This is a genomic window from Clostridium beijerinckii, assembly GCF_008705175.1.
Taxonomy (GTDB): domain Bacteria; phylum Bacillota; class Clostridia; order Clostridiales; family Clostridiaceae; genus Clostridium; species Clostridium beijerinckii.
Genome location: NZ_CP043998.1, coordinates 1,798,590 through 1,811,567 on the forward strand (window position 1 = coordinate 1,798,590; position 12,978 = coordinate 1,811,567).

General features: G+C 31.0%; 8 protein-coding genes and 1 other annotated feature. All 8 genes read left to right on the top strand.

Annotated elements, in window-relative coordinates; translation table 11 throughout:
- Window positions 1-94: 94 nt before the first annotated feature.
- Window positions 95-314, top strand: a binding site (T-box leader).
- A gap of 119 nt (window positions 315-433) precedes the next feature.
- The 8 genes from pheS (at window position 434) to F3K33_RS08195 (ending at window position 12,891) form a co-directional block, all read left to right on the top strand.
- Complete coding sequence (gene pheS, locus F3K33_RS08160) at window positions 434-1,453, top strand: phenylalanine--tRNA ligase subunit alpha (protein ID WP_011968899.1); 1,020 nt, start codon at window positions 434-436, stop codon at window positions 1,451-1,453.
- A 293-nt stretch (window positions 1,454-1,746) separates the two neighbouring features.
- On the top strand, window positions 1,747-4,125 hold the full coding sequence (pheT, locus tag F3K33_RS08165) for a phenylalanine--tRNA ligase subunit beta (protein WP_011968900.1): 2,379 nt from the start codon (window positions 1,747-1,749) through the stop codon (window positions 4,123-4,125).
- 217 nt (window positions 4,126-4,342) lie between these two features.
- A complete protein-coding gene (gene mraZ / locus F3K33_RS08170) occupies window positions 4,343-4,771 on the top strand; it encodes a division/cell wall cluster transcriptional repressor MraZ (RefSeq protein ID WP_011968901.1) in 429 nt (142 codons plus the stop codon).
- A gap of 12 nt (window positions 4,772-4,783) precedes the next feature.
- A complete protein-coding gene (gene rsmH, locus F3K33_RS08175) occupies window positions 4,784-5,716 on the top strand; it encodes a 16S rRNA (cytosine(1402)-N(4))-methyltransferase RsmH (RefSeq protein ID WP_011968902.1) in 933 nt (310 codons plus the stop codon).
- Window positions 5,717-5,745: 29 nt separating this feature from the next.
- Complete coding sequence (locus F3K33_RS08180) at window positions 5,746-6,264, top strand: FtsB/FtsL family cell division protein (protein ID WP_023974741.1); 519 nt, start codon at window positions 5,746-5,748, stop codon at window positions 6,262-6,264.
- Window positions 6,265-6,375: 111 nt separating this feature from the next.
- A complete protein-coding gene (locus F3K33_RS08185; RefSeq protein ID WP_023974740.1) occupies window positions 6,376-8,637 on the top strand; it encodes a stage V sporulation protein D in 2,262 nt (753 codons plus the stop codon).
- Between the two features lie 246 nt (window positions 8,638-8,883).
- On the top strand, window positions 8,884-11,133 hold the full coding sequence (locus F3K33_RS08190; protein WP_470294977.1) for a stage V sporulation protein D: 2,250 nt from the start codon (window positions 8,884-8,886) through the stop codon (window positions 11,131-11,133).
- A gap of 297 nt (window positions 11,134-11,430) precedes the next feature.
- Entirely contained in the window at window positions 11,431-12,891 is a 1,461-nt protein-coding gene (locus tag F3K33_RS08195; RefSeq protein WP_039770597.1) for a UDP-N-acetylmuramoyl-L-alanyl-D-glutamate--2,6-diaminopimelate ligase, read from the top strand.
- Window positions 12,892-12,978: the final 87 nt, after the last annotated feature.

Genomic DNA, 12,978 nt, shown 5'->3' on the forward strand with positions numbered 1-12,978 from the left:
ATATTAAAAAAGCAGTGGATTTATATATAAATTTTGAAAATAGTATTGATATTTTATATATTTATTTGTATAATGAGTTGTATTAATTGAACATTGAAAAACTGTGAATGAGAGAGTAGATATTAGAAAAGTTTTAAGGGAGAGAAGGTCATAGACTGTAAGCCTTCTTAAATAATATAATATTGAAGTTCGCTCAGGAGTTCTAGCTGTGAAATTTATAGTAGTAGCTAGCGGCAAGAAGAGTCGTTAATTAAATTGAGTTGGGTACTTTTTAGTTCCAATTAGGGTGGTAACGCGGATAATTCGTCCCTTTTTATGAGGTGGCGTTTTTTTTTATGCAAAAAATCTTTTTAATTACCAACAAATGATTTTAAAAGAAATATTTATAGGTCTATTATTATTTTTATATGTCTTATTGAAAGGAGAAACAATAATGAAAGAAAAACTTAAAGAATTACAAGAACTTGCATTAAGCAAAATTGAAGCTGTTAAAACTAGCAGTGAATTAGAAGAAATTAGAGTTAAGTTCTTAGGAAAAAAAGGGGAGCTTACTACAATATTAAGAGGTATGGGGAATCTTTCTCCAGAAGAAAGACCTATTGTAGGAAAATTAGTTAATGAAGCTAAAGCTGCTGTTGAAGAAAAATTAGAAAGCGTGTTAAAAGCTATTAAAGATAAAGAAAAGGCTGAAAAGCTTGCTGGTGAAACTATAGATATTTCTCTTCCAGGAAGAAAGAAAGTTATAGGAAAGAGGCATCCGTTAGATTTGACTCTTCAAAGTATGGAAGAAATTTTCGTTTCAATGGGGTTCACAATTGAAGATGGACCTGAAGTTGAATATGATCATTATAATTTTGAAGCTCTAAATATCCCTAAGGATCATCCGGCTAGAAGTGAACAAGATACTTTATATATAAATGATAATATAGTACTTAGAACTCAGACTTCACCAATTCAAGTTAGAACTATGGAAAATCAAAAACCACCAATAAAGATGATTTCCCCTGGTAAAGTATATAGATCAGATTCAGTAGATGCTACACATTCACCTATATTCTATCAAATGGAAGGATTAGTTATAGATAAAGGAGTTACATTTGCTGATTTAAAAGGAACATTAGAATTATTTGCAAAAAAAATGTTTGGAGACAAGGTTCAAACTAAATTCAGACCACATCACTTCCCATTTACAGAGCCATCTGCTGAAATGGATGCAACATGCTTTGTGTGTGGCGGTGAAGGCTGTAGAGTATGTAAAGGCAGCGGTTGGATAGAACTTTTAGGTTGCGGAATGGTTCATCCAAATGTTCTTAGAAACTGCGGACTTGATCCAGAAGTATATAGTGGATTTGCTTTTGGTTTTGGTGTTGATAGAATGGTAATGCTAAAGTATGGGATAGATGATATAAGATTATTATATGAAAGTGATATGAGATTCTTAAATCAATTCTAAAAGCTTAGTTTTATTTGAAATTCAAGAATTTAAGAATATACATTCTTAGGAATATTTATTCTGAAGAATATTACCATATATATTCTAAAGATATGCCCATATGAAAAAAGCAGCTATGCTGCAATTAAAAACTTATTAACTTAAAAAAAGCAGTTATGTTTCAATTACGAACTTATCACCTTAAAAAAGCAGTTATGCTACAACTAAGATTTTTTGAATATTAAAAATGAGGGTTAGTGAAGAAATTGGATTAAAATATTATTCTATACCCAGCAATAAAAGGAGGAAACAAAATGAAAGTACCATATAATTGGCTTAAAGATTATGTTGATATAAATGTTAGTCCTAAGGAATTAGGAGATAAATTAACTTTAACTGGTTCACAACTAGAAGAACTTGTTATCCAAGGAGATGTAATTCAAAATGTAGTTACAGGAAAAATTACTAATATTGAAAAACATCCTGATGCAGATAAGTTAAGCATATGTCAAGTTGATATAGGAAGTGAACAAATACAAATAGTTACAGCAGCAACGAACATGAAAGAGCAAGATGTTGTGCCGGTTGCTCTTCATGGTTCAACACTTGCTGACGGAACTAAAATAAAAAAAGGAAAACTTAGAGGAGTAGTATCTAATGGTATGTTCTGCTCAGAAGAAGAATTAGGTACAGCTGGAGATGAGCCAGTTCATGGATTGATGATCTTACCTACTGATACTAAGCTTGGAGTTGATATTAAGGAACTTTTAGGATTAAATAAAGCTATCTTAGATTTTGAAATTACTTCAAACAGACCTGACTGCCTAAGTATGGTAGGGATGGCAAGAGAAACAGCAGCAGCTCTTAGAAAAACTTATAAAATGCCAAATTTAGAATATAAAATTAAAAATTCTAAAAATATAAATGAAGAGTTAACTGTTGAAGTTAAAGATACTCTTTGCAATAGGTATATGGCAAGAGGCGTGAAAAATGTTAAAGTTCAGCCATCACCAGGCTGGATGCAAGAGAGACTTCTTGAAGCTGGTATAAGACCAATAAATAATATAGTTGATATAACAAATTTTGTTATGCTTGAAACTGGTGAACCAATGCATGCTTTTGATAAAAGAGAAATTGCTACGAATAAAATAGTAATTGAAAGAGCAAAGAGAGGAGAAAAGTTTACAACTTTAGATGAAGTAGAAAGAGAATTAGATGATTCGATGCTTTGCATTAAAGATGGAGAAAATATTATCGGTCTTGCTGGAATAATGGGTGGTTTAAACTCAGAAATAAAAGAAGATACTACAGAAGTTGTTTTTGAATGTGCAAATTTTGATGGAACTAACATAAGAGTAAATTCAAAGAAATTAAATCTAAGAACAGAAGCGTCTGGGAGATTTGAAAAAGATATAGATCCTAACTTAGCTGAAATTGCATTAAATAGAGCATGTAGATTAATCTGTGAATTAGATGCCGGAGAAGTTATGGAAGGTACTATAGATGTTTACAATAACAAGAAAGAAGTATCAACTGTAACTGTTGAATCAAATTGGGTAAACAGCTTCCTTGGAACAGATCTTTCTAAAGAAGAGATGAAGAGATGTTTAGATAGTGTTGATTTATTTACAGAAATAAATGGTGATAACTTAGTTGTGACAGCTCCAACTTTTAGAGTTGATATTGCAATTAGAGAAGATATAGCTGAGGAAATTGCAAGAATTTATGGATATGAAAAAATTCCTACAACAATTTTTAAAGTTTCTACGGAAAGAGAGCCAAGATATAGAAAAGGATTATTAGATAATAGAGTAGTGATGCTTGCTACAGGAAGTGGATTAAATCAATCTATCAGTTATTCGTTTGTATCTCCAAAGGTTTTTGATAAAATTAATTTACCAGAAGATAGTGACCTTAGAAATGTAGTTAAGATAAGAAATCCATTAGGGGAAGATTATAGTGTGATGAGAACTTCAACACTTCCATCAATGATGGAATCACTTGGAAGAAATTATTCTAGAAATAACTCATATGTAAGATTGTTTGAAATGGGGAAAGTTTACATTCCAAATGTGGATGAAACAAAACTTCCAACAGAAAAGAATATTTTAACTATAGGTATTTATGGAGATTGTGACTACTTAGATCTTAAAGGTGTTGTTGAAAATATAACTGATGGATTAGGTATAAAGAGTGTTAAATATGAAAGAGAGAGCGAAAATGTAAGTTACCATCCTGGAAAAACAGCTAAGATAGTTGTTGGCAGAACTAATGCTGGAACTTTAGGAGAAGTTCATTTAGATGTATGCGAAAATTACGGTTTGGATGTGCCTTGTTATGTAGCAGAATTAGATTTGGATGTTTTATATGAAAATGCTGATATGGATAAAAAATATAAAGCACTTCCAAAATTCCCAGCAGTAACACGAGATATTGCATTACTTGTTGATGATAGTCTTTTGGTCCAAGAAATTGATGATACAATAAAAAGAGCTGGTGGAAATTTAGTTGAAAAAGTAGAATTATTTGATATATATAAAGGAAAACAAATTCCAGATGGTAAAAAGAGTATAGCTTATGCAATCTGGTACAGAGATGAAAATAAAACATTAACAGATAAAGATGTTAATAAAGTTCATGAAAAAATCCTAAAATCTTTAGAATATAAGCTTGGAGCTACATTAAGAGATTAAAATATAATAACTCAAGCTTTGCTCCATGAAAGCTGCTTCAGAAATAAGTTTTATTATTTTTGAAGCAGCTATTTTTATTTATACAAAAAAATATAAGTTTAAAGAAGGAAATATCATGTTTCTATAGAATAAGTATAGATAAAGTGGTTAAAAGTGGTGTTAAGTGGTTTAAAATAGAGGGAAATTACCTAATCAATAAAAGTAGGAGCTGAGAATATTGTTCATTGGGGAATATCAACATGCGTTAGATCCTAAAAATAGAATAATTGTTCCAGCAAAGCTAAGAGATGGACTTGGTAATAAATTTGTTATTACCAAAGGACTTGATGGGTGTTTGTATGCTTATCCGCTTGATGAATGGAGAATATTGGAGGATAAATTAAAAACTTTACCTTTAACAAATAAGGATGCTAGATCCTTTGTGAGGTTCTTTTTTTCTGGAGCTTGTGAAGTCGAGTTAGACAAGCAAGGAAGAGGATTGATTCCACAAAATTTAAAGGAATATGCAGGTATAGAAAAGGACATAGTAAGTATTGGAGTATTATCTAGAGTAGAAATATGGAGCAAGGAAAAGTGGAGCGAATATAACGAATCAAATATAGACTTTGATTCAATTGCAGAAAAAATGAATGATTTAGGAATATAAGGAGTTTTTATTATGGAATTTAAACATGTATCGGTTTTATTAAATGAATGTATAGAGGCATTAAACATAAAGGAAAATGGGATTTATGTTGATGGTACTTTAGGAGGAGCAGGACACTCATCTCATATCTTAAGCAATCTTTCTAAAGATGGGATGCTTATTGGGATAGATCAAGACCAAGACGCTCTAAAGGCAGCAAAAGAAAAACTTAAAGATTTTGAAAATGTAAAGTATGTTCATAGCAATTTTTATAATATTGATAGTATTTTAAACGATCTAGATATTGAAAAGGTTGATGGAATCTTGATGGATCTTGGAGTTTCATCATATCAACTTGATGAAGCATCAAGAGGTTTTAGTTATATGAAAGATGCTCCGTTAGATATGAGAATGAATAGAGAAAATGATTTTTCAGCGTACAATATTGTAAATAATTACGATGAGGACAGCTTATATAAAATAATAAAGGACTATGGTGAAGAAAGATTTGCTAAAAGGATTGCGAATTTTATTATAAATAGAAGAATTGAGAAGCCTATAGAAACAACTTTTGAACTTGTAGACATTATCAAGGCTGCAATTCCAGCAAAGATGAGAAGAGAAGGGCCTCATCCGGCTAAAAGAACTTTTCAGGCAATTAGAATAGAAGTTAATTCAGAATTAAAGATACTTAATAAAACTATAGAGGATGGAGTGAATAGATTAAATAAGGGTGGAAGAATGGCTATTATAACTTTCCATTCTTTGGAAGATAGAATAGTGAAATTAAAGTTTAGAGAATTAGAGAATCCATGTACTTGTCCAAAAGAATTTCCAATGTGTATATGTGGAAAATCGCCATTAGTTAAAAATATAGCTAAAAAAGGTATTGCACCAACTAAAGAAGAGATTGAAGAAAATCCAAGGAGTAGAAGCGCTAAGCTTAGAGTAATTGAGAAATTATAATTATTATTATGTTATAAATGAGTTGGGATGTGAATAAATTGGGAAGAAGAGAATATGATTATATAAAAGGGAATACAGTATTAGCTCCAGAAAGAAAAACAAGAGTACGTAAACCGGATAAAAAATATAAACAAATACAAAGAAGAAAACAAATTATAAGTAAAAATATCCTATTAAAAAACAGGAGAAAAAATGATAGGAAATACTTACTAACTGTGGCAGTTGTCATATTTAGTTTAGGGTTTATTACTATTCACGGAGATAACAAGGTTTATACTATGGAAAGCAATGCGAGAAACTTGGATACTCAAATAAAACAAACACAAGAAGATAATGAGGCATTAAAAGTAAAAATATTGAAATTTTCTTCATTAAATAATATTCAAAAAAATGCTGAAAGCAAATTGGCAATGGCTATTCCCAAAAAAGAACAAACTATAAAAGTTGATTTTTCACAGAATTATTTTGAAGATTTAAAACCTAAAAGTTCCGAAAATACTGCTAAAAGTAAGAACATATTCTCTAAATTAATAAGTTTAATAAAATAATAAGTTACTTAAAATAATAAAAAATAAGTAATTATATTAGAAAATTAATTGGCTTTATCTTGGTTCTTTTGGGTTTTATGTAAAAGAAAGTGTGCATGGGGGAAATAAAAGTTGAAAAAAAAGAATTATAAAGATAGGGCAAAGATGCGCCAAAGGATGAGTATAGCAGCTTTTGCGTTGACAATTGTTTTTGTAATATTAACTCTTAGACTTTCTTATATAATGATAGTTAAAAGAGCTGATTATGCAGCAAGAGCAGAAGAACAGTGGACAAGTGAGGTAAAAATAGATGCCATAAGAGGAAGGATATTAGATAGGAATGGTAAAGAATTAGCGGTATCTGCGAATGTTTATAGAGTAGACTTCGATTTGAACTCTATAAGAGCATATTTATCAAGAGGATTAAAGGATTTATCAAAAACAGAAATAGAGCATATGAAAAGTGTAGGAATTCCAATACCTTCTGGAGATGATGGATTAAAAACTGATGATATTGCGCCTGTTATTGCAAAGGCATTAGATTTAGATGTAGATAAAGTAAAAGATAAGCTTGAAACAAGGCTTCCAAGTGGAGCAAAGGCTGGATCTGCTACTTTAATTAGAAGGATAGAAAAAGAACAGGCAGATAAGGTAAAAGATCTTAATATAAGTGGAGTTTTAGTATCACCAGATACTAAAAGATATTATCCAAATAATAATTTCTTATCACATGTACTTGGAAGTACTAATGTTGATGGTAAAGGGCTTACAGGAGTAGAGCTTCAATATAATTCGTATTTATCAGGAATTCCTGGAATGAAGATAGCAGAACTTGATAAAAATAATAGAGATTTACCTTATACAATATCTCAGTTTACAGCACCGGTAAACGGTAAAGATGTTACACTTACAATTGATGAGAATATACAAAATTTTGCGGAAAAAGCTGCCACACAAGCTTATAATGATACAAAAGCTAAGGCAGTCTCAATTCTTGTTATGGATCCTAAAACAGGTGAAGTTTTAGCAATGGTAAACAAACCTGATTTTGATCCTAATAATCCGCGTGATGGTGCAGATAAATTTGATGGGGCAAATTCAGATGACAAAGTACAAAAAATGTGGAGAAATAGGCTTGTAAATGATACTTTTGAACCTGGTTCAATATTTAAGGTAGTAACAGCTATTACAGGTCTTGAAGAAAACATTGTAAATAAGGATAGTAAGTTTTATTGTGGAGGTTCATTAAAAGTTGGAGGAATTACTCCTAAGTGCTGGAGAACTCAGGGGCATGGAGCAGAAGTATTCCCAGACATAATTCAAAATTCATGTAATGTAGGCTTCATGGAGCTTGGGGCAATGATTGGAAAAGAAAAATTATGTGAATATATTAATAAATTCGGTTTTGGAAAAGCGAGTGGAATTGATTTACCTGGAGAAGCAAAAGGAATTGTTAAACCAGTTGATAAGGTTTCTGAGGCAGATCTTGCTACAATATCTTTTGGTCAAACTAATACGGTTAATTCAGTTCAATATATGACTGCGTTTAATGCTATTGCTAATGGCGGAACTTTGATACAACCACATGTAATGAAAGAAATCACTCATGAAGATGAAAATAATGTTAATATTGTCGATGAAGCTTTTAAGCCCAAGACAACAACAGTTGCAAGTACTGAAAAGACAGCAGAACTTAGAAGTTATCTTGAAAGGGTTATTACTGGGGGATCTGGAACAGGAACATTTATAGAAGGTTACCATATAGGCGGTAAAACAGGTACGGCTCAGAAAGTTATTGATGGAAGATATCAAGAAGGTAAGTATATATCTTCATTTGTTGGAATGGCGCCTGTGGATGATCCTAAAATTACTATGATGGTAACTATTGATGAACCAAGTAATGGTGCTTATTATGCGGCACAAGTAGCTGTACCGCCAGCAAAACCATTATTTACTGATATTTTTAATTACCTTAATAACAAATTTTCTGATGAAAATATGGGACAAATTACTAGAGATGTTATTATCCCAGAAGTTAGAGGAATGAAAGTTGATGATGCTAAAAAAGCGTTGAAGGATGCCAAGTTAGATTTTAATATAGATGGTGATGGGGAGTCAGTAGTAAACTTAACACCATATCCAGGATATTCGGTAAAAGAAGGGTCAAAAATAAATCTTTATACAAGTAGCGATGGAACAAATAATAATAATGTTGTAATGCCTGATGTTAGGGGATATTCAAAGGAAGATGCTAATACACTATTGAAGAAGCTTGGAATAGTGCCTGCCTTTGAAGGAAGTGGAGCAGTCTCAGAACAAGATATTTCTCAAGGTGAAGTTATAACAAAGGGAACAACTGTTAAGTTGACATTAAGTTCAGACTATAAGGATTAAAAAGTGAGAATAAATTAATACTAAAACTTTAAAACGAAACGGGTATGTTTTGTAAGGGGTTTGGTATGAATTATACAAATGAAAAAATATTAGTATGTGAGAATTCTCGCATACTAATATTTTTTAGTAATAATATCCGTTATATATTTACGTATTTTATTAGAATTGTTAAAAGCAATACTCAGCTAATAGGTGAATATCTAAATTAGTGTTTTATTCAGAGGAAAATAAATGGAGGAACAGGTATTGAAAAAGAAAAAACATGTAAGTAAAGTAAAAATACGAAAGAGAACGAGAAGTGTCGCTTTTTCATTAACAGCTATTTTTGCTATATTAATAATTAGACTCTCTTATATAATGATGGTTGATGGAAAAGACTATTCTGCAAGAGCTGAAGAACAGTGGACAAGTGAAGTGAAAATAGATGCTAAAAGAGGAGAGGTTCTGGATAGAAATGGAAATGAGCTAGCTGTATCTGCTAATGTCTATAGAGTGGATTTTGATTTAAATTCGATAAGGAATTACTTGAAAAGATCTGTAAAATCCATTCCCAATAAAGAGCTTACCAATATGAAAAGTGTAGGAATTCCGATCCCTACAGAAGGAAGTGGCTTAACAAACGATGATATTGCACCCGTAATTGCGAAAGTATTGAATATGGATGTGTCAGAAATAAAAGCGGATTTAGAAAAGAAGCTTCCAAGTGGGGCAGATGCATTTTCTGTGACTGTAGCACGAAAAATAGAAAAAGATATAGCGGATAAAGTAAAAGAACTTAATATAAATGGAATTATAGTTTCGCAAGATACTAAAAGATATTATCCTAATAATAATTTTCTATCGCATGTTTTAGGAACTACTGATCCTGATGGCAAAGGATTAAGTGGTGTAGAACTTCAATATAATTCATATTTGTCAGGAATTCCTGGAATGAAGGTTGCGGAGCTTGATAAAAATAATGAAGATTTGCCTTATACAGTTTCTCAATATACGGAACCTGTAAATGGAAAAGATGTTACTTTAACTATCGATGAAAATATCCAAAACATTGTTGAAAATATAGCACAAAAAGCCTATAAAGATGATAAAGCTAAAGAAGTTTCGATATTAGTAATGAATCCTAAGACTGGAGAAGTTCTAGGAATGGTAAATAAACCAGATTTTGATCCTAATAATCCATATGATGGAGCAAGTAAATTTGATGGAGCAGACCTCACTGATAAGATACAGAAAATGTGGAGAAATAGATTGGTAAGTGATACGTTTGAACCAGGATCAATATTTAAAGTAATCACTACTATATCTGGTCTAGAAAACAATGTTGCAAATAAAGATACACAATTTGTGGATAATGGATCAATATCTGTAGGTGGAATTGTAGTGAAGGATGCGGAACGAGAAAATAAACTTCAAAATTTACTTCAAATCATTCAGAATTCATCAAATGTGTGTTTTGTAAAATTAGGACAAATGATTGGTAAAGACAAATTGTATGAATCTATTAATAAGTTCGGATTCGGAAAAGTAAGTGGAATTGACTTACCAGGGGAGGCATCTGGAATTGTGAAACCAATCGATAAAGTTTCAGAAGCGGATCTTGCAACAATATCATTTGGACAGACTAATACAGTAAATTCTGTTCAATATATGGCTGCATTTAATGCTATTGCTAATGGAGGTACTCTAATTCAACCTCACGTAATGAAAGAAATTACTCATAATGATGAAAATAGTGTTAAGATTGTTGATGAAACTTTTAAACCTACGACTGCTACAGTCGCAAGTGCAGAAAAAACAGCAGAACTTAGAAGTTATCTTGAAGGTGTTGTAACTGGAGGAACAGCAACTGGAACTTTTATAGAGGGATATCACATTGGGGGTAAAACAGGAACTGCAGAAAAGGTTGTTGGTGGTAAGTATGGAGAAGGCAAATATATATCTTCATTTGTGGGAATGGCTCCAGCTAATGATCCTAAAGTTACAGTTATGATAACTGTTGATGAGCCTAGTAACGGTGAATACTATGCTTCACAAGTAGCAGTACCATATGCAAAAATGCTGTTTACAGGTATCTTTAACTATTTAGATAGTGCATCTTCTAATGAGAAAATTGTTAAGGATATTATTATCCCAGAAGTTAGAAACATGAAAGTTTCAGATGCTGAGAAAGTATTAAAGGATAAAGGCCTAGATTTTAATATAGATGGAAATGAAGAAACAATATTAAGTATGAAGCCATATCCAGGTTCATCAGTAAAGGAAGGTTCTAAAATAACTCTTTACACAAGTGGGGATGCGACTTATAATAATAATGTTGTAATGCCAAATGTTAGGGGATATTCAAAAGAGGATGCGACTACTTTATTAAAAAATCTTGGAATAACAGCAACTTTTGAAGGAAATGGAGTTGTTTCAGTACAGAATATTTCAGAAGGTGAAGTTATACCTAAAGGAACAACTGCCGAGTTGATTTTAAGTTCGTATTATGAAGATTAAGAATAATGGTAGATATATAGGAAATTTAAATTAAAATCGCTTTTTGCGGAAAATTTAAAGTAAATTGGCGAATGATAAAATACTAGCATGTGGGGGTGCTCGCATGCTATATTTTTTTATCATATAAGTTCTAATTAATGGATTTCATAGTTCATAGGATCATTACATACAAAATAAATCATATTCGTTGAGATTAGATAATAATTGTGCATTTAATTTTCTTAAACGTAATAATTATTAATATAAAAAATAAATTAAAATATTCATATACCATAAGTTAATTAGGAGGAATTCAATATGAATTTGAAAAGTATTTTAAAAGGAATAGATTATGAATCAATTCAGGGTGATATTGATATTGAAGTTAACAAAATAAACTATGATAGCAGAAAAGCTGGCAATGATGATGTTTTTGTCTGTGTAAAAGGATATGCAACTGATGGCCATAAATATATAGAAAAAGCTATTGAAAACGGAGCAAAAGTTATAGTAATCCAAGATGATATAGAAATAAAGGATGAGAATATTACCATTATTAAATGCAATGATACAAGAAAAGCATTAGCATTAATGGGAGCAAATTATTATGATAATCCTAGTTCTAAAATGAAGATAATTGGAGTTACTGGAACTAATGGGAAAACTACTACAGCTTTTATGATTAAGCATATTTTAGAAGAAAGTAATAAAAAAGTTGGTCTTATCGGAACTATTGCAAATTTTATAGGTGATGAAAAAATTCATACTGAAAGAACAACTCCAGAATCCTTAGAGCTTCAAGAATTATTTTCTGAAATGGTTGATAAAGGTGTAGAGTATTGTGTTATGGAAGTGTCTTCCCATTCATTAGCATTAGATAGAGTTTATGGTATTGAATTTCAGGTTGGAATATTTACTAATTTGACTAGAGATCATTTGGATTTTCACAAGACTTTTGAAAATTATTATAAGGCAAAGTTTAAATTGTTTGAAAGATCTAGAATAAAAATTGTTAATGTTGACGATAATTACGGGAGACAAGTAATTAGTGATTTAAACAATTTAAAATGTGATGATATATATTCATTCTCAGTAAAAAGCATTTCAGATTTTAAAGCTTTTGATGAAGAAATGGGAAGTAGAGAAATCAAATTTAAACTCAACTTGAAAGAAGATGAGCAATTTGTTTTAAATATACCAGGTGAATATAATATATATAATGCGTTAGGTGCAATAGCAGCGTGTTTTAAATTAGGTATGCCTATAAAGGATATAAAAAGCGGCATTGAAAATGTAGTAGTTTTGGGAAGATGTGAAAGAGTAGCAAAAGAATATAATTTAGGTTATGAAATCATCATAGATTATGCACATACTCCAGATGGTTTAGAAAATATATTAAAGACAGCTAAGGCATTTACAAAAGGAAGATTGATATCTGTATTTGGTTGTGGGGGAGACAGGGATAAGGTAAAAAGGCCTGAAATGGGTAAAATATCTACAGATATTGCAGATATTACAATTGTGACATCAGATAACCCTAGAAGTGAGGAACCTCTAAGTATAATAAAAGATATTGAAGCTGGAATTGATAAGGATAATTATTTTGTAATAGAAAATAGAAAAGAAGCAATAAAAAAATCTATAGATATAGCTCTAGATAATGACGTAATAGTTATTGCGGGTAAGGGTCATGAAACTTACCAAGTATTGAAAGATGAAACTATACATTTTGATGAAAGAGAAATTGTAAAAGAAATATTAGATAACATGAACAATTAGGTAGCTTATTCATAATGTAACAATGACGGATTTAAGCGATATTTAGGATTGTTATTTTGGTGATGAAGTTAACAGGAAAATAAGGGG

Coding starts and splice junctions, on each gene's coding strand:
- pheS (WP_011968899.1), top strand. CDS start 434: ATGAAAGAAAAACTTAAAGAATTACAAGAACTTGCATTAAGCAAAATT.
- pheT (WP_011968900.1), top strand. CDS start 1,747: ATGAAAGTACCATATAATTGGCTTAAAGATTATGTTGATATAAATGTT.
- rsmH (WP_011968902.1), top strand. CDS start 4,784: ATGGAATTTAAACATGTATCGGTTTTATTAAATGAATGTATAGAGGCA.
- F3K33_RS08195 (WP_039770597.1), top strand. CDS start 11,431: ATGAATTTGAAAAGTATTTTAAAAGGAATAGATTATGAATCAATTCAG.